This window comes from Frigoribacterium sp. VKM Ac-2859, assembly GCF_013204925.1.
Taxonomy (GTDB): Bacteria; Actinomycetota; Actinomycetes; order Actinomycetales; family Microbacteriaceae; genus Frigoribacterium.
This window is the reverse complement of record NZ_JABMLC010000001.1, coordinates 64,865-82,605: the sequence shown is the minus strand read 5'-3', so window position 1 is coordinate 82,605 and position 17,741 is coordinate 64,865. Positions and strand designations below refer to the sequence as shown.

General features: G+C 72.3%; 13 protein-coding genes. 7 read left to right on the top strand and 6 right to left on the bottom strand.

All coding sequences use genetic code 11. The features are described 5' to 3' along the window. Positions 1-174: 174 nt before the first annotated feature. Positions 175-3,630 (top strand): DEAD/DEAH box helicase, encoded by a 3,456-nt coding sequence (locus HQQ78_RS00370; RefSeq protein WP_173150740.1) that lies wholly within the window; start codon positions 175-177, stop codon positions 3,628-3,630. Positions 3,631-3,658: 28 nt separating this feature from the next. Here HQQ78_RS00370 and HQQ78_RS00365 read toward each other — a convergent pair whose 3' ends face one another. Next, complete coding sequence (locus HQQ78_RS00365; protein WP_173150739.1) at positions 3,659-3,958, bottom strand: putative quinol monooxygenase; 300 nt, start codon at positions 3,956-3,958, stop codon at positions 3,659-3,661. Positions 3,959-4,056: 98 nt separating this feature from the next. Beyond that, positions 4,057-5,712: a molybdopterin-dependent oxidoreductase gene (locus tag HQQ78_RS00360; RefSeq protein ID WP_371740295.1), complete on the bottom strand. Its 1,656-nt coding sequence runs from the start codon at positions 5,710-5,712 to the stop codon at positions 4,057-4,059. 192 nt (positions 5,713-5,904) lie between these two features. Here HQQ78_RS00360 and HQQ78_RS00355 point away from each other — a divergent pair, with 192 nt between their 5' ends. Next, positions 5,905-7,377, top strand: a complete 1,473-nt coding sequence (locus HQQ78_RS00355) for an APC family permease (RefSeq protein WP_173150738.1) — start codon at positions 5,905-5,907, stop codon at positions 7,375-7,377. Positions 7,378-7,438: 61 nt separating this feature from the next. On the opposite strand, the gene HQQ78_RS00350 is transcribed toward HQQ78_RS00355, so the two are convergent. After that, positions 7,439-8,560 (bottom strand): SDR family oxidoreductase, encoded by a 1,122-nt coding sequence (locus HQQ78_RS00350; protein ID WP_173150737.1) that lies wholly within the window; start codon positions 8,558-8,560, stop codon positions 7,439-7,441. A 113-nt stretch (positions 8,561-8,673) separates the two neighbouring features. Between HQQ78_RS00350 and HQQ78_RS00345 the strand changes: the two genes are divergently transcribed. Then, a complete protein-coding gene (locus tag HQQ78_RS00345) occupies positions 8,674-9,222 on the top strand; it encodes a hypothetical protein (protein WP_173150736.1) in 549 nt (182 codons plus the stop codon). 130 nt (positions 9,223-9,352) lie between these two features. Then, the gene (locus HQQ78_RS00340; RefSeq protein WP_371740294.1) at positions 9,353-11,089 is read left to right on the top strand and encodes a threonine/serine exporter ThrE family protein; all 1,737 of its coding nucleotides are present in this window, start codon (positions 9,353-9,355) and stop codon (positions 11,087-11,089) included. Here HQQ78_RS00340 and HQQ78_RS00335 read toward each other — a convergent pair. Then, entirely contained in the window at positions 11,086-11,940 is an 855-nt protein-coding gene (locus tag HQQ78_RS00335) for a site-specific DNA-methyltransferase (RefSeq protein WP_157485268.1), read from the bottom strand. The genes HQQ78_RS00340 and HQQ78_RS00335 overlap by 4 nt on opposite strands. A 107-nt stretch (positions 11,941-12,047) precedes the next feature. Here HQQ78_RS00335 and HQQ78_RS00330 point away from each other — a divergent pair, with 107 nt between their 5' ends. The 3 genes from HQQ78_RS00330 (at position 12,048) to HQQ78_RS00320 (ending at position 15,004) form a co-directional block, all read left to right on the top strand. Continuing rightward, positions 12,048-12,551: a hypothetical protein gene (locus HQQ78_RS00330; protein ID WP_157485271.1), complete on the top strand. Its 504-nt coding sequence runs from the start codon at positions 12,048-12,050 to the stop codon at positions 12,549-12,551. Positions 12,552-12,611: 60 nt separating this feature from the next. Next, entirely contained in the window at positions 12,612-14,405 is a 1,794-nt protein-coding gene (locus HQQ78_RS00325; protein WP_056044815.1) for a DEAD/DEAH box helicase, read from the top strand. Between the two features lie 182 nt (positions 14,406-14,587). After that, the gene (locus HQQ78_RS00320; RefSeq protein ID WP_173150734.1) at positions 14,588-15,004 is read left to right on the top strand and encodes a hypothetical protein; all 417 of its coding nucleotides are present in this window, start codon (positions 14,588-14,590) and stop codon (positions 15,002-15,004) included. 215 nt (positions 15,005-15,219) lie between these two features. Here HQQ78_RS00320 and HQQ78_RS00315 read toward each other — a convergent pair whose 3' ends face one another. After that, positions 15,220-16,194, bottom strand: a complete 975-nt coding sequence (locus HQQ78_RS00315; RefSeq protein WP_173150733.1) for a RimK family alpha-L-glutamate ligase — start codon at positions 16,192-16,194, stop codon at positions 15,220-15,222. A gap of 45 nt (positions 16,195-16,239) precedes the next feature. Further along, positions 16,240-17,733, bottom strand: a complete 1,494-nt coding sequence (locus tag HQQ78_RS00310; protein WP_173150732.1) for a hypothetical protein — start codon at positions 17,731-17,733, stop codon at positions 16,240-16,242. Positions 17,734-17,741 lie beyond the last annotated feature (8 nt).

Here is a 17,741-nt window from a genome sequence, read left to right as displayed (position 1 = left end):
CCCACGGGTCAAGTGTGGCACCGCTGCGCCCCGACACCTAGCCACGCGTCCGGGGGTGTGGACGACGCACGCCCTGGGGGCGGGACGACGGGGGCCGGCGGACGATCCCGGGGAGGACCACGACACCTGGGGAGCGAGCCGGAGGTGTCGGCGGCGGCTGACATCATGGGCGGCATGGACCTGGGCGACGAGTTCGACGTGCACGACGGCTTCCCGGCCGGTGACGGCGACGCCGACGGCCCCGTCCACTCGACGGCCGTGCCGATGGTCGACGCCGTCGACGTCATCCGGCTCGTCGGGCCGCGCGCCTTCAACCGGGCGAAAGAATACGTCCGCGACGGAGCCGTGCTCGACACCGCCTGGCACCCGGCGGACGAGCGCCTCGAGGGCACCGTCCGAGGGGCCGAGTCGACGCCCTACCAGGTCGTCGTCGACCTGCGGGCGACTCGCGGCGAGTACAGCCGCCCGGTCCGCAGCCGCTGCACCTGCCCGATCGGCAGCGACTGCAAGCACGTCGCGGCGACGCTGTTGCAGAGCAACTCCCGGGCCGTGGCCGATCGCAGCGCCCCGGCCCCCACCGTCGACGAGTTGACGACCGGGGGCGTGACCGCGCTCGGGGCGGCCCGGTCCGGCACGGGAGCGAGCGACTGGCGGTCGACGGTGGGGGCGATCGGGCAGCCGACCCGCGCCTCCTCGGTCCGGACGACGCGAATGGGTCTGCTCTTCGAACTGCGCGACCGGGCGCACTCGACCCGGGGGCGCGCGGTCGCGCCCTCGGCCCGGCGGCAGGGCGGACCGACGGTGCAGCGACTCGGCGTGCGGCCGGTCACCCTGAGCGGCACGGGCAACTGGGTGCGCGGCAACCTGACCTGGACGTCGCTGCCGTACCAGCTCAACCGGCTGGCCATCGAGCCCGATCAGCACGCCTGGTTCGGCCAGTTCGCGGCGCTCCACCGGTCGGCGGTCTCGACCTACACGCCGGGCGACGCCGACTGGTTGTTCGTCGACGACTTCGCCAGCCCGTTGCTGTGGCCGCTGCTGGCCGAGGCCGGTCGCCTGGGCATCTCGCTCGTGACGGGCAAGCGCGCGACCGACGTCGTCGTCGGCGACGAGGCCCGCGTTACGGTCGACGCGGTGCGGGGCGACGACGGCTCGATGCTGCTGACCGCCGGGGTCACCGTCGACGGCGTGGCCCGTCGCGCGGAGTCGACCGGCGTCATCGCCGACCACGGGGTGTGGTGCGTCGCCCACGAACCCGCACCGACCTTCACGCTCGCGCCGACCGCGGGGCCGCTCGACGACGAGCAACGGCGGTTGCTGACCATCACGCCCGAGGTCGTGGTCCCGGCCGCCGACTCCGACGAGTTCCTCCGCGACTACTACCCCGCCCTCCGCCGGCGCGTCGACGTCGTCAGCTCGGACGCGTCGATCGAGTTCCCGACGATGGTGCCGCCCGTGCTGACGCTCACCGTCGGGTTCGAGAAGGGGCAGACCATCCGCCTGACCTGGCGGTGGACGATCGACGGGGCACCCCGACCGCTGACGGCCCACTCCCCCGTCCCCGACCTGGCCGAGCTCGACGTCGTCCCCCGCGACCAGGTGCTGAAGGGGGTGACCGCAGCCGAGTTCGCGACCGGCACGCTGCAGGCACTCGAGGCGCGACCCGACGTACAGGTCGACCTCGTCGGCACGCGGCCCGACTACCACGAGCTGACCGACGAGCCCCGACTGACCATCACCACGATGCCGACCGACAAGCGCGACTGGTTCGACCTCGGCGTGCTGGTCACCGTCGAGGGACGGACCGTGCCCTTCACGCCGCTCATCACCGCCCTCGCGAAGGGGCGCAAGAAGTTGCTGCTGGTCGACCACTCGTACCTGTCCCTCGACCACCCGGCCTTCGACGAGCTCAAGAGGCTCATCGACGAGGCGTCGGCACTCGACGAATGGGAGGTCGCGCCACGCATCAACCGCTACCAGGCCAGCCTCTGGTCCGAGCTCGACGAACTCGCCGACGAGACGGTGCCCGCCGCCGAGTGGCAGCGGTCGGTCGGCGGACTGCTCGCCCTGGCCGACGCCGGCGGCCTCGCAGCCGCCACGGCGACCCCCGTGCCGGCCACGGTCGACGCGACCCTCCGCCCGTACCAGCACGAGGGGTTCGCCTGGCTCGCCTTCCTCCACGAGCAGGGGCTCGGCGGGGTGCTGGCCGACGACATGGGCCTCGGCAAGACCCTGCAGACGCTCGCCCTCGTCGCGCACGTGCGCGAGACCGAACGGATGCGGGCAGGCGGCCCGGCAGCCGCCGCGGGCCCGGCAGCGGCCCCAGACCCGCTAGCGACCACGGCCGAGGCGGCCCCGGCCGCGGCCGACGGTCCCGGCGCTCCTCCCGCGCCCTTCCTCGTCGTGGCCCCGACGTCGGTCGTGTCGAACTGGCTGGCCGAGGCCGCCCGCTTCACACCAGGGCTGACCGTCCGCGCCGTGACCGCCACGCAGGCCAAGGGCGGACGCGGTTCGGTGCACGACCTCGCCCGGGGTGCCGACGTCGTCGTCACCTCGTACGCCCTGTTCCGCCTCGACTTCGCCGCCTACCAGGCCGAAGGGTGGGCGGGGCTGATCCTCGACGAGGCACAGTTCGTCAAGAACCGTGCCTCGCAGGCCCACCGGTGCGCGGTCGACCTCGACGTGCCGTTCAAGCTCGCCATCACCGGCACGCCGCTCGAGAACAGCCTGACCGACCTGTGGTCCTTGCTGCACGTGGTGGCGCCCGGACTGCTCGGCAGCAGCGTCCGCTTCGCCGACGACTACGTCAAGCCCATCGCCACGGGCGAGGCGCCCGACCTGCTCCAGAAGCTCCGCCGGCGCATCCGACCGCTGATGATGCGCCGGACGAAAGAACAGGTCGCGTCCGACCTGCCCGCCAAGCAGGAGCAGGTCCTCCGCGTCGACCTCGACCCCGCGCACCGCGACCTCTACGACGCCTTCCTGCAGCGTGAACGACAGAAGCTGCTCGGCCTGATGGACGACCTCGACCGCAACCGGTTCATCGTCTTCCGGTCGCTCACCCTGCTGCGCCTGCTCTCGCTCGACGCCTCACTCGTGGACGAGGCCTACGCCGACATCCCCTCGGCGAAGCTCGACCAGTTGCTCGACGAACTCGAGGACGTGGTCGCCGAGGGGCACCGCGCCTTGATCTTCAGCCAGTTCACGACGTTCTTGCACAAGGTCGCCGCCCGGCTCGACCAGCGTGGCGTCGCGTTCGAGTACCTCGACGGGTCGACCCGACGTCGGGCCGAGGTGATCGACCGGTTCAAGACCGGCGACGCACCCGCGTTCCTCATCAGCCTGAAGGCGGGCGGGTTCGGGCTCAACCTGACCGAGGCGGACTACGTGTTCATCCTCGACCCGTGGTGGAACCCGGCCACCGAGGCCCAGGCGGTCGACCGCACGCACCGCATCGGGCAGACCGACAACGTGATGGTCTACCGGATGATCGCGAACGACACCATCGAGGAGAAGGTCCTGGCCCTCCAGGCCCAGAAGTCGCAGCTCTTCGACGCCGTGATGGACGACGACGCCGTGTTCAGCGCGGCGCTCACCGCCGACGACATCCGCGGCCTGCTCGACGCCTGACCCGAGCCGGGCCGGGCCGAGGCGGGCGTCAGGCCAGCGACACCGTCTCGGTGAAGGTCCGCGTGGTCGGCGGCGCGAGCAAGACCTCGGGCAGGCGGTTGGCCCCCTCGGGCGTGGCGCGCCAGGCGACGTAGGCGTCGTGGTCGGCCGACGAGGCCCACGTCTCGACGACGATCATGACCGACGGGTCGGCGTCGTCGATCAGCACCTCGAGCCCCTGGCAGCCGGGCCAGGCGCGCGTGGCGACGAGGGTCTCGCGGGCGATCTCGTGGGCGAGGTCGAGCCGGGCGGGGTCGACGTGCAGTTCGAGGTGGACGGTGGTGGACATGGTGGTCCCTTCGATCGGGCGGCGGCCCCGGGAGCGGGCCGCGCGGCGGACGGGCCGCGACCTCCCACCCTGGCACCCGCGCCTCCTCGTCCGCCGGGTCAGGCGACCTCGACGGTCACGCGGTGCCAGCCCTCGGCCCCGTTCGGAGCCGGCTGGACGTACTGCTCGCGCTGCCAGGTGCCGTCCGCGCCCTGCGCCCGAACGTCGATCGTGTGCGACCCCGAGCCCGCGGCCCCGGCGTCCCAGCGATGGACCCACTGGCGCCACGTGTCGGCCGAGACCGAGTCGGCCAGGGTCGCGTCGACCCACGAGCCGCCGTCGATCCGTACCTGGACCGCCTCGACGCCCGTGTGCGGCTGCCAGGCCACCCCCGCGATCGAGACCGTCCCGGCGTCGACGGAGGCCCCGTCGCGGGGCACGTCGATGCGCGACTCGAGCTTGACCGGCCCCAGGGCGTCCCAGCCGCGAGGCGTCCAGTAGCCCTGGGCGTCGGAGAACCGCGTGACCTCCATCTCGACGACCCACTTGGTCGCCGACACGTAGCCGAACAGGCCGGGCACGACCATCCGCACCGGGAAGCCGTGCTCGATCGGCAGCGGCTGGCCGTTCATGCCGACCGCGAGCAGGGCGTCCGTGCCGTCGTCCTGCAGCACGTCGAGCGGCGTACCGGCCGAGAAGCCGTCGATGCTGCGCGACAGCACCATGTCGGCGCCGCCGTTCGGCCCCGCGCGCTCGAGCAGCGAGCGGATCGGGTAGCCGAGCCAGAGGGCGTTGCCGATCAGGTCGCCGCCGACGTCGTTCGAGACGCAGCTGAGGGTCGCCATGTGCTCCTCGAGCGGCAGGGCGAGCAGCTCGTCGAACGAGATCGTCACCTCGCGATCGACCAGGCCGTGGATGCGCAGACTCCAGTCGGCCGGGTCGATCGACGGCACCTGCAGGGCCGTGTCGATGCGGTAGAAGTCGGCGGCGGGCGTGACGTAGGGCGTGATGCCCTCGACGTCCAAGGAGGCGCCGGCCGGGACCGCGGCCTCGGTCACGCTCGCGCGGGGCAGCGTCAGGGCGCGCCGCAGGGCCGCGGCGTTCGCCCGGCCGGCGTTCACGACGCGGGCCCCCGTGCCGACGACGACCGCGGCCACGCCGGCCACGACCGTGTACGTCAGGAACGACCGGCGTTCGAGCCCGGGCCCGCGCAACGGCGGGACGGGCTGGGTCTGCTCCGCCCACCCGGCCGACGTCGAACGGACCCACCGACGGAGGCGCGAGGCGAGCTTGTCGACCAGCAGCACGGCGGCGAAGGTGCCGACGAGGCTCGGGATGGCGTCGACCTGGCCGGCGTCCGCGCGGGTCAGGACCGCGATCACGGCGAGCGCCCCGCCCGCCACGAAGGCGATCTTGCCGATCGGCTGGCGGCGGTACTCGCCGTAGCCGGCCGCGCCGGTGATGACGACGAGCAGCACGCCCATCAGCACGAAGAGGGCGACCTTGTCGCCGGTGCCGAACAGGGACACCATCGCGTCCTTCACGCCGGCGGGGGCGAGGTCGACGACGGCCGAGCCGACGGCGAAGAGCGGGCTGCCGGTGGGCCCCGTGACGAGGGCGACGACCTCGGCGGCGGCGAGGAACGCGGCCATCGACACGATGCCGGCGAGGGCGGCCCACAGCCCGGCGGCGCGGGGGGTCATCGGGTCGGCGGGGCCGGGCGTCGGTGCGGGGCCGGACGTCGACGACTCGGGTGGGGACAGGCGGACCGACATGGGCTCAGGGTACGACGCGTGGCTCGGGAACCGCCTGCGTCCCGGCGACCGGGGACGCGCCTCCTGGTGTCGGGCGGACGCCGCCTCTGTGTCGGGGGTGTGACGATGTCCGGCCGCCTCTTCCGCTGCCGCTCCGGCGGGAGCAGGATGACCGGAACGCCCGAGACACACCGATGCGCCCCGGAGGTCAGCATGTCGACGACGAACCAGCAGCCCCCGAACCCCCGGTCCGCGAACCAGGCGCAGCCGCCCACGACCGACACGGGCGAGAGCCCCACCGAGCTGAAGCGGGCGATCGGTCCGAAGCTGCTGCTGCTGTTCATCGTCGGCGACATCCTCGGCACGGGCGTCTACGCCCTGACCGGGCAGGTCGCCGCCGAGGTCGGCGGTGCGGCGTGGTTGCCGTTCCTGATCGCGTTCGCCGTGGCCCTCGTGACGGCGTTCTCGTACCTCGAGCTCGTGACGAAGTACCCGCAGACCGCCGGTGCGGCCCTCTACGTGCACAAGGCGTTCGGCATCCACTTCGTGACGTTCATCGTGTGCTTCGTGGTGATGTGTTCGGGCATCACGAGCGCGTCGACGGCGTCACGGGCGTTCGCGGCCAACCTGGCGGCGGGCATCGGCGTCGAGCTGTCGAACTCGGCGGTGATGCTGATCGCGATGGCGTTCATGCTGCTCGTGATGGCCGTGAACTTCCGCGGGGTCAGCGAGAGCGTCAAGGCGAACGTCGTCCTCACCCTGATCGAGCTGTCGGGCCTCGTCATGGTGATCCTGATCGGGTTCTGGTTCATCGCCGGCGGCAACGCGGACTGGGGCCAGGTGGTGCTCTTCGAGACGCCGGGCGACAAGTCGCTGCTGCTGAGCGTCAGCACCGCGACGTCGCTCGCCTTCTTCGCCATGGTCGGCTTCGAGGACTCGGTCAACATGGCGGAGGAGACCAAGGACCCGAGCCGCGTCTTCCCCAGGGTCATGCTGACCGGCCTCGGCATCACCGCCGTGATCTACGTGCTCGTCTCGATCTGCGCCGTGGCGATCGTGCCGATCGGCGACCTGGCCGACAACGAGACCCCCCTGGTCACCGTGGTGAACACCGCCGCCCCGGACTTCCCGATCGGCGGGCTGCTGCCGTTCATCTCGATGTTCGCCGTCGCCAACAGCGCCCTGATCAACATGATGATGGCGAGCCGGTTGCTCTACGGCATGAGCAAGCAGGGCGTGCTGCCGGGCTTCCTCGGCAGGGTGCACCGGAAGCGGCAGACCCCGTGGGCGTCGATCGTCTTCACGACGGCTCTCAGCCTGGTGCTGATCGGCTACGTCTCGCTCTCGCCCGAGTCCCCGATCGTGGCCGTGCTCGGAGGCACGACGTCCCTGCTGCTGCTGACGGTGTTCGCCCTGGTCAACGTCGTCGTCCTCGTGTTGCGTCGCGACACGGTGTCGCACGGACACTTCCGCGCGGGCACGGTCCTGCCGATCGTCGGCGTCGTGGCCTGCCTCTGGCTGGTGCTGCCGGTGTCCTCCGGTCGCGGCGCCGAGCAGTACACGATCGCCGGGGGCCTGCTCGCGATCGGCGTCGTCCTCTGGCTCGTGACCTTCGTGTCGCGGCGGGGCAAGCCGGTGCCGAGCGACGCGATCGCCGACGCCGAGCGCGCCGACCCCGGGGCGTAGACGGCAGGAGGCGCGGCGCCGGTCTCGCCACCGGCACCGCGCCTCCTCGGCGGTTCGGGGCCTATGGGATCAGGCGGGCGGCGCGGTAGCGCTCGAACAGGTCGACGAACGCCTGCTCGGTGCGGCGGTACCGGGTGAACCCGGCGTCGCGGGCCTTGCCCATGTCGGTGACGACCTCGATGTCGCGGCCGAGGTCGCCGTCGGTGTGCCACCACGAGGCGACGCGCGACAGGTCGGGCTCGGCGAGGTCGTGCTCGGCGACGAGGTCGCGCCACTCCTGCTCGAGGCCGACCATCTGCTGCTCGAGCGGACGCGGCTCGCCCTCGAAGCCCTCGACGAGTGCGGGGTCGATGCCGAGGTGGCCGGCGAGGCGGGGCCACAGCCAGCGCCAGCGGAACACGTCGCCGTTGACGACGTTGAACGGCTCGTCGGCACCGGCGGGGTCGGTCGCGGCCCAGATCATCTGCTCGGCGAGGACGCCCGCGTCGGTGACGTCGACGAGCGAGTTCCACTGCGTTTCGCTGCCCGGGAACCTGAACGGACGGCCGAGGCGCTTGCTCAGCGCGGCCTGCACGGCGATGGTCAGCCCCATGTTCATGGCGTTGCCGACGGCGAACCCGATGACGGTGTGCGACCGGTGCACCGACCAGGTGAACCCCTGGCGCTCGGCGGCGGCGAAGAGTTCGTCCTCCTGCGCGTAGTAGAAGTTCGGGTAGGGCAGGCGCTCCTCGTCCTCGTGGAACGGCGTGTCGGGCATGTCGCCCGTGCCGTAGGCCTCGAACGGGCCGAGGTAGTGCTTCAGCCCGGTGACGAGCGACACGTGTCGCACGGGGGCGTGGTCGAGGGCGGCCAGCAGGTCGCGGACCATGGCGCCGTTCACCGCGATGTTCTCCGCCTCGGTGTCGCGCTTCTGCCAGGCGGCGAAGAACACGTGGGTCGGCTTCGCGTCCGCCAGCGCCGTGCGCAGGCTCTCGGCACTCGTCAGGTCGGCGGCGATGCCCGTCACCCCGTCGGACGAGGAGGCGCGGCGCGAGAGGGCCAGGACGTCCCACCCCTCGCGCGTCAACTGCTCGACGAGGGCGGTGCCGGTGATGCCGCTGGCGCCCACCACGAGGGCGGTGCCCGGAACTGTCGGGGCGGCGGGCCGGGTGCTGTCGGTCTGGGGGGTCTCGGTGGTGCTCATCCGTGGTCCAAGCCGATCGCGCCTCCCGGCATTCCCGGCCGGCGCGTCCACACCGACGTACCCCGCCCCTCCCGCCTGACAGGCCCCACGCGGCCCGGGCGTACGGTCGGCCCATGGATCAGGACACGAACGAGCCCACCGGTCGCACGCCCGAAGACGAGGCGGCGGCCCTCGCGCTCGCCATCGTGTCCCAGGCCGCGGCCATCACGCAGGGTGACCCCGAGGCCGTCGAGGCCAGCGACGAGAACCTCCGCGAGGTCGTCGCCGAGCTGACCGACGAACCGCTGACGCCTCGACAGGAGGACGTCATGGCGACCCTCGGCACCGCCGGCGGCAGCCTCGCGGCCGGCCTCACCGCCGCCCTCGCCCACGAGAAGGGAGTCGACCCGGGAGTGATCCTCGGCTCGACCTCGCAGGCCATCGTGGCCCAGACGCAGTCGCCGTTCGCCGGCGGGCAGGACGACATGGACGACGACCCCGAGCTCGTCGCGCAGGCCGAACGCGACGCCCGGGCGCACGCCGCCGAGCGGGACCGCGACGACGCCCCCATGCGCGCGGACCACGGTCACCGTGACATGGCCGACGCCGGTCGCGAGCGGGGCGACGCGGGCGAGGCGCGGGCCGAGCGCGGCGACGACGACGACGCCGACCACGCGTCCTAGGGGCGACGACCTGCTCGACGCGTCCGGACCGGACGTCCGGCACCGCGCCTCCTAGACTCGACGGACGGGTCCGCGGGGACCGCCTCGGCGGTGCCCCGGCCCGCCGGTCGTGAGCGAGGAAGAGGTCAGCGTGTCGGACACCAGGCGCCCTGAGCGGCCCACCCCGGTCAAGCCCCGACCGCCGCGGGTGCCCAAGGCCCCGAAGGGCAGGCCGAAGGGGCCCGCCCAGTCACGACTGGTCAACCAGCACGAACTGCGCGACGTCCGGGCCCGACTGCGCGGCACCATCTACGAGGGCACGACGCCCGAGCACGGCATCGGCGGCGACCTCTACTCGCCCCGTCAGATCGTCGACTTCTGCCTCGACCTGGGCGACGTCATGCTGTCGTCGGGTGCCGACGTCCGCAGCACCGAGGTCGCGATCGTGGCCGTGAGCACCAAGTGGAACCTGGCCCCGCTCGAGCTCGACATCACGGGCACGGCGATCACCATCCAGTACGCCCCGGCCGGCGTCAACCCGTTGGTCAAGACCCGGGTCATCTACGCCGAGGGCTCGAACCTGCACCGGCTGTCGAGGGTCTACCAGATCGTCGACGACCTGCTGCACGACGACCGCGACATGACCGAGGCGGTGGCCGGCCTCGTCGAGGTCTTGAAGTCCCCGCCCCGGTGGCCCTCATGGATGACCGACCTGGCGATGGGCCTGCTCGGCGTCTCCGTGACGCTGCAGGCCGGCGGCACGTGGCAGGCCGCCGTCGGCGCCTTCGTGGTGATGATCGGCATCATGACGTCCGGCCGGGGGCTGACCGCCCGCGGCATCCCCCAGTTCTTCGTCATCGGCCTGCAGGCCGCGTCCACCGCCGCACTCGGCACGCTCGGCATCTGGGCGGGGCTGCTGACCCCGGGAGGCGCGGCGGCGTTGGTCGCGGCCGTGGTCGTCCTCGTCCTGCCGCACCCCACGATCGTCACCTGGGCCCAGGACGCGATCTCGGGCTTCCGGTCGATGGCGGTCGGGCGCGCCCTGGTGATCGGGCTGATCGTCGCCGGGGTCGTGTGCGGCATCCCGGCCGGACTCGCCGTGACCGCACGGTTCGCGGACATCGAGGTCGACCCGACGAACATCACCCTGCAGGCCCTGCCGCTCTGGCTCTCGCTCATCTCGAGCTTCGCCGCCGCGTCGGCCAACTCGATCGCGCAGGGGTCGACCGCCCGCATGATCCCGATCACGATCGGCGTCGCCCTGGTCGGCAACCTCTCGCTCTTCACCCTGCGCCAGCTCGACCTGCCGCTCATGGGGGCCACGTTCGTCGCGGCGACCCTGCTCGGAGCGCTCTCGACCGTGGCCGCGGCTCGTCTGCGGACGGCGGCGACGGTCATCGCCGTGCCGGCGTTCTGCGGGTCGCTGCTGCCGTCGCTCGCCGTCGCGTCGTCGCTGCTCAACTTCATGGCCGGCAACGACGGCGCCGAGGTCGACTTCGTGTTCTCGATGCTGACGACCCTCGCGATCGGCGCGGGACTCGTGCTCGGCAGCCTGCTCGCGACCCCGGGCGCGCGCCGGTGGTTGCGCCGGGCCAAGCGCGTGCGGGTGCAGTCGGTCCACACGGACACGACGCCGATCAGCATCATCGTCCCGACGGTCGCCGCGGAGGCACCCGTCGCTGAGCCGTCGGTCGGGGTGCCCGCGCCCACGCCCACCGCACCGATCCCCGTGGTGCCGTCGGCCACCGAGACGGTCTCGAAGCCGAGCCCCACCCCTGAACGCCCGCGCCTCGCGGACCCCACGGCACCCCGCCTGCCCGGGGTCGCTCTCTCGACTCCGGTCCGATCCGCAGAGCCCCCGGCAGACGCGGCGACCTCGAACGGCTAGCGCTCGGCCCCGGCAGTCACCCCGCGCCCGGCGTCGCCACGGCCCGTGTCGCCGCGCCCCGTGTCGCCGCGCCCCGGCAGCTCGACCTGGGCGTCCTCGCCCTCGAGGCGGCGGATGATCGGCTGGACGTCGCCGATCTCGGCGCCGACCCAGTGTCGGTGCATCTTCTCGGCCACGGCGTAGGTGGTGCCCGACCCGCCGAAGGGGTCGAGGACGAGGTCGCCGGGCTCGGAACTGATGGTCAACACGCGCTCGAGCAGCTTCTCGCTGAGCTCGTTCGCCCCGCGGGTCTTCGTCGCCCGGTGTCGCACGGGCGGGATGTCGAGCCAGACGTCGGTCAGGTTGATCCCGTCCGGGTGCAGCTTGCTGCGGTGGCCGCCGTAGTCCTTGATGTCCCGGCCGCAGTGCCGGCACACCTGGATCGGCAGGCGGGGACGGACGAAGCGCGACGGCTTGCCCTTGCTGTAGTAGAGCAGCGAGTAGTGCGACGGGTAGAGCTTGTTGGGGATCGGCAGACCGTACTTGATGTCGACCGCGACCCAGTGACGGAAGGTCATGCCCTCGCCGTTCAGCACGTGGCCCAGCTCGATGTTCCAGCGAGGGAGGTTGAACAGGTAGAAGGAACCGCCCGGCCGGAGCACGCGGACGCATTCGGCGATCCACCGACCGCACCAGGCCAGGTAGGCGTCTTCGTCGAGCGAGTCGTCGATGCCCGCCCCGTAGACCTTGCCCAGGTTGAACGGCGGATCGGCGAACACGAGGTCGACGGACTCGTCGTCGAGCTCGGCGAGGACCTCGAGGCAGTCGGCCTGGAAGAGTCGACCGCTGGCGGTGCGGTACGTCGGTTGCACATCGTCCTTCGGGGTGTCGCGGGGCGGGATCGGTCGTCGAGAAGACTACTTCGGGCCGCCGACACGGAGGCCCGTCCGTTCGACTGACGACCGGTAGGCTAATGACCGTGTCACCCCCTGCGAAGGAGCAGAAGCCGGACTCGCGGCAACCCCGTCCGGTCGACGAGGTGATCGTGCTCCGCCGTCGGGGCCGACTCCTGCTCGACGACACCCTCGACCCCGGCGACCCGATCCTCCGCCCCCGGCGTCCCCCTCGACGAGGCCCGCCGAGCGTCTCCGTCCACCGCGAGCCGATCCCCCACCAGCCCGCACTCGCGCTGGCCCTGTCGGCGGTCGCCGCCGCCGGGTACGTCGCGTGGGGCTGGGGCGAGCTGGACGAGGGAGCCACCGGGTTCCCGTTCGGCCTCGCTCGAGGTCGCCGGGCGTCGACGCCCGTGGTCGGCCTGACCTCGGCGGCCTTCGCCGTGACGGCCCTCGTGTCGGCCACGGTCGGACGACGGCCGGGCCGGTCCCGGGCCCTGCGCCGACTCGCCGTCGCGACCTCCGCGCTGACCACGGTGGTCGTCGTGACCACGCTCGTCGCGACGGTGCTGCCCCTCGCACCGACCTGACTCGGCCCGCCTCGCGGGCGGGAGCAACAGCAGAGGGCCTGGACAAGCTACCGTTGCACCATGAGTGACACCACCGAGCAAGCCCCGAGCGACGCCACAGAGCAAGCCGACACGACGCCGACGTTCGCCGATCTGGGCTTGAGCGACCAGGTCCTGAAGGCCATCCGCGAGATCGGCTACGAGACCCCTTCGGCCATCCAGGCCGCCACGATCCCCACCCTGCTCGACGGCCGCGACGTCGTCGGGCTCGCGCAGACCGGCACCGGCAAGACCGCGGCCTTCGCCCTGCCCATCCTCTCGCGCCTCGACGTGTCGGCCAAGAAGCCGCAGGCCCTCGTGCTGTCGCCGACGCGCGAACTCGCGTTGCAGGTCTGCGAGGCGTTCGAGCAGTTCGCCTCCGGCATGCGCGGGGTCCACGTCCTGCCCGTCTACGGCGGCCAGGCGTACGGCGTCCAGTTGAGCGCGCTCCGCCGCGGCGTGCACGTCGTCGTCGGCACGCCCGGTCGCATCATGGACCACCTCGCCAAGGGTACCCTCGACCTCAGCGAACTCAAGTACCTGGTGCTCGACGAGGCCGACGAGATGCTGAAGATGGGCTTCGCGGAGGACGTCGAGACGATCCTCGCCGACACCCCCGACGACAAGCAGGTGGCCCTGTTCTCGGCCACCATGCCGCCGCAGATCCGTCGCATCTCGAAGCAGTACCTGAACGACGCCGAAGAGATCACGGTCAAGGCCAAGACCACGACCTCGGTCAACACGACCCAGCGCTACCTGATGGTGTCGTACCCGCAGAAGGTCGACGCGCTCACGCGCATCCTCGAGGTCGAGAACTTCGAGGGCATGATCATCTTCGTCCGCACGAAGAGCGAGACCGAGACCCTCGCCGAGAAGCTGCGCGCCCGCGGCTACTCGGCCGCAGCGATCAGCGGTGACGTCGCCCAGGCCCAGCGCGAGCGCACGGTCAACCAGCTGAAGAGCGGCAAGCTCGACATCCTCGTGGCGACCGACGTCGCGGCCCGCGGTCTCGACGTCGACCGCATCAGCCACGTCGTCAACTACGACATCCCGATCGACACCGAGTCGTACGTGCACCGCATCGGCCGCACCGGGCGTGCCGGTCGGAGCGGTGCCGCGATCAGCTTCGTCACGCCGCGCGAGCGTCGTCTGCTGGGTGCGATCGAGAAGGCCACCCGCCAGCCGCTCACGCAGATGCAGCTGCCGACCGTCGAGGACGTCAACAGCACGCGCCTCACCCGCTTCGACGACGCGATCACCGAGGCCCTGTCGCAGGACAGCCGCATCTCGGCGTTCCGCGACATCATCAGCCACTACGTCGAGCACCACGACGTGCCCGAGGCCGACGTCGCCGCCGCACTCGCCGTGGTCGCCCAGGGCGAGACGCCCCTGCTGCTCGACCCGAAGGACGAGCGCCCGCAGCGCGACGAGCGGCCGCTGCGCGAGCGCGACGACCGTGCCCCGCGCGCTGGTCGCGACGACGACCGGGGCGAGCGCCGTGAGCGTGGCCCGCGGACGTCGAAGCCGATGACCGCCTACCGCATCGAGGTCGGTCGCCGCCACCGTGTCGAGCCGCGTCAGATCGTGGGTGCCCTGGCGAACGAGGGCGGCCTGAGCCGCGACGACTTCGGGGCGATCCAGATCCGCCCCGACTTCTCGGTCGTCGAGCTCGCCTCGGACGTCTCGAGCGACATGCTCGACCGCCTGAGCGACACCCGCATCAGCGGCAAGCTCATCGAGATCAAGCCCGACCGCCGAGGAGGCGCGCCCCGCCGCGACGACCGCCCCGACCGGTCGCAGGGTGGCGAGCGGCCCGCCCGCAAGCCCCGCTACTAGACACCCGGCCGCACGGCCCACGACGCCGACCCGGCTCCCGCCTGGTCGGCGTCGTCGTGTCCGGGCGGTTCGTCGGCGACCAGCGGTCGCGCACGGGCGAGTTCGTCGTCCCCGGTCCGCCTGAGTCGCCCGTCCACCACGAACTCGCCCGTGAACCCACCGTCCCCGCCGAACGGAGTCCGATGAGCACCCCGCCCTCACCCGGTGGCACCGACGCCTTGTTCGGCGTCGTGCAGACCTCCCTCACGATCGGCAGCGCGATCCCGTTGGTGCTGTCGGTCGTCGCGCTCGTGCTCTTCGTCCGGATGAGACGTCGACTCTCGGCCGGCCTGCCGGGAACGCCGGGCACGCGCCGCCTCGCCGACGACTCCCGCCGACTGCACGACCTGGCCCGGGTGAGCCTCCTCGGCTCCGCGTTCGGCCTCGTGCTGCTGGTGATCGGACAGCTCGTCGTCGGCCTCGGCACGACGCAGGGGCTCGCGGCGGCGTTCGCCGGGCCGCTCGCACCCGTGACGATCGGTGCGGTCGTGCTGACCGGCCTCGCGGCCGTCGCGTTCGCGACGTCGCCGGCGCCGCCCGCGCCTCCTGAACGCCGCTGACCCCGTTCCGCGTCGGCGCGGGTCGTGCTCGTCGAGTGGGCAAAAACGGTCCCTCCCGGCCCGACGAAGGACCATTTCTGCCCACTCGGACGGTGCTCACCCGGGCGGGCACCAGGGACGGCTCACCCACGGCCCGGGGTGACGCGCGGCCCCGGGTCGGTACCGTGGCTGGATGACGTCGTCGACGGAGCTCGGCGATGTCGACGAGACCGGCGCTAGGCCGGGGTCGCGGCGTACTCCGCCGCCAACACCTCGCCCAGCCACGCGGCGAGCGTCGCGGCGGCCGACACCGACGACGACCGCTCGACGTCCGGGTTGTAGTTGGTGTTCGTGTTGACGTCGTAGGGCACGAAGCGGCCGTCGACGGTCTCGATGAACTCGATGCCGGCGACCTCGATGCCGTGCTCGGCGACGAAAGCCTCGAGTCGCCGTACGAGCGGGTGCTCCGCGGTGACCGACGGGCGCACCGCGAACGGCGCGAACGTGGCCGGGTCGGCGCCGTCGGGCACGACGCACGCGTCGGCGGGGCACAACTCGAAGCTGCCGGCCGAGGTGTCGACGCGCACCGCGTAGACGAAGCGTCCGCCGACGAACTCGACGCGCGTGTTGAAGGGCTCCTCGGCCTGCAGGAACTCCTGCAGCAGGGTGATCCCGTCGACCGGCACCTCGAAGTCGGGCCCGTCGACGTACGCGTCGAACGAGTCGAGGTCGTCGAAGCGCCGCACACCGAGGCCCTTGCCGCCCTCGTTGTGCTTCGTGATGAACGGCAGCGTCTGCTCGCGTGCCCGGGCCTTGAGGTCGGCGGTGCCGAACACGGCGGTCGTCGCGGGGACGTCGAACCCGGCGGACGCCAGCGCCAGGTACTGCGCCACCTTGCTCACCTCGAGTTCGACGACACCGCTGCCGTTGATGGTCCGGCGCCCGTGCCGTTCGGCCCAGCGCAGGGTCGCTCGCGCGACCTCCTTGGCCGTCCCCCGGCCGCGCGTGTGGGCCGAGCCGCTCAGCCGCGACCAGAACACCCCTTCAGGAGGCGCGGCCGCGAGGTCGAAGGACGTCCCGTCGAGCAGGTGCTCGCGGTGGGGCACCCCCGCGGCGTCGAGCGCGGCGACGAGCGGCGGCAGCCACTCGGCGTTGTCGTGCAGCACGTGCACGACGGGTGTCGGGTCGGCGTGGTCGATCGGCGAGGTCATCGTCCGATCGTGCACCCTTCGGGCCCGGGGTGCCAGCACCGAGCATCACGCACCCCATGCGGACCGGACGATCGCGCACAGTGCTGCGTCGTCGGCGGCGAGCGTCGAGCAGTCGCTCGTCGCCCCCTGGCCGACCGTCTCGGTGACGAGGTCGGCCGCCCCGCGCACGTCTCGCCGGAACGTCACGACGGTCCCGGCCGGTGCCGTCCGAACCGCGCCGACGACGTCCGCCAGGGCGGCGTCGGTGTCGTCGTCGTCGTCGAACTCGATGCTGAGGCGGCCTTCCGTGGCGGTCACGGCCACGCCCTCGATCCGGGGTGCGGCCACGATGGCGCCCGTGACGGTGGCGAGCACGGCGAGTGCCTCGGGCCGGCCCGAGAACGAGAGTCCCCGACGGTCTGCTCCACCGGACGAGACGCGGATCTCGTCCATCCCGGACACGGCCGCGGAACCGCCGATGGCCTGCATCGCGGGCACGGCGCCCTCGAGCCCCGACGTCCATACCTCGACCGACCGGGCGCTGATCGCCGAGTAGGTGACCGTGTCGGGTGCGACGACGTCCACCAGCGACTCGGCGGCGGACAGGTCGCCGTCGAGCTCTCGCCGTTCGTCCGGTGACGAGACGAAGCCGATCGAGGTGCCGGGCACCTCGGACATCCCGACGAGGACGCCGGCGATCCGTGCCGCTCGCGGGGACGCCTCCGCCACCTCGTCGCGCGAGTGGTGACCCGTGACGCTCGGTGTGTCGAGGTCGACCCGGATGCCCTCCGGCAGGACCTCGACCCGCCCGGCCCCGAGATCCGCAGCCCCCACGGCGTCGAGCAGACGGGCCTGGTCGGCGGCGTCGAGGACGACGTCGGACGTCGCGGGATCGTCGAGGACCGAGGGGAACCCGGAGACGTTCTCGGTCACGAACCGGCGGGTGTCCGGGCTCCACGCCGTCACGTCGACGTCGGCCAGCTGGGCCGCGGCGTCCCGAAGGGAGCGTGCCCGCTGCCAGGCCGAGACGACGTCCGACGAGTCCGAGGGGACCACCGTGATCCCGAACCCTCGCCGAGGCGAGTCGTCCCCGGTCGCCCCGTCCTCGCCGAACGCGTGCGTGGCGAGGGACACCTCGGCGAAGACCGCGTCGTCCGCGACGCGACGCGCGAGGTCGAGCTGGGCCGCCGTGTCGCCCTCGTCGGCGAGCACCTCGAACGAGACGGTGCCTCGCCGGACATCGACGAACCGCCAGTCGGAGGAGTCACCGACGTTGCGGGCCACGAACGGCCTGATGCGCTCGGCGACGGCTTCGAGGTCGTCGTCGGAGAGGTCGTCCTCGACCACGACCGTGGCCTGGGCCTCCGCGACGCCGAGGGGAGAGTCGGTCCCGGCCGTCTCGATCTCGACCACGCCGCCGACACCGTCCATGAGCGACTCGAACCGTTGGAGCAGGTCACTCGAGCTGGCACATCCGGCGGCGAGCGCGAGGACGGCCACGACGACGGTCGCCACGACGCCCCGACTCGACCTGATGCCCATCCCCATGCCCATCCCCATCCCCCCAT

What these genes read in the sequence shown, in the direction of transcription:
- HQQ78_RS00370 (WP_173150740.1), top strand. Translation starts at nt 175, where the DNA reads ATGGACCTGGGCGACGAGTTCGACGTGCACGACGGCTTCCCGGCCGGT.
- HQQ78_RS00365 (WP_173150739.1), bottom strand. Translation starts at nt 3,958, where the DNA reads ATGTCCACCACCGTCCACCTCGAACTGCACGTCGACCCCGCCCGGCTC.
- HQQ78_RS00360 (WP_371740295.1), bottom strand. Translation starts at nt 5,712, where the DNA reads ATGTCGGTCCGCCTGTCCCCACCCGAGTCGTCGACGTCCGGCCCCGCA.
- HQQ78_RS00355 (WP_173150738.1), top strand. Translation starts at nt 5,905, where the DNA reads ATGTCGACGACGAACCAGCAGCCCCCGAACCCCCGGTCCGCGAACCAG.
- HQQ78_RS00350 (WP_173150737.1), bottom strand. Translation starts at nt 8,560, where the DNA reads ATGAGCACCACCGAGACCCCCCAGACCGACAGCACCCGGCCCGCCGCC.
- HQQ78_RS00345 (WP_173150736.1), top strand. Translation starts at nt 8,674, where the DNA reads ATGGATCAGGACACGAACGAGCCCACCGGTCGCACGCCCGAAGACGAG.
- HQQ78_RS00325 (WP_056044815.1), top strand. Translation starts at nt 12,612, where the DNA reads ATGAGTGACACCACCGAGCAAGCCCCGAGCGACGCCACAGAGCAAGCC.
- HQQ78_RS00320 (WP_173150734.1), top strand. Translation starts at nt 14,588, where the DNA reads ATGAGCACCCCGCCCTCACCCGGTGGCACCGACGCCTTGTTCGGCGTC.
- HQQ78_RS00315 (WP_173150733.1), bottom strand. Translation starts at nt 16,194, where the DNA reads ATGACCTCGCCGATCGACCACGCCGACCCGACACCCGTCGTGCACGTG.
- HQQ78_RS00310 (WP_173150732.1), bottom strand. Translation starts at nt 17,733, where the DNA reads ATGGGGATGGGCATGGGGATGGGCATCAGGTCGAGTCGGGGCGTCGTG.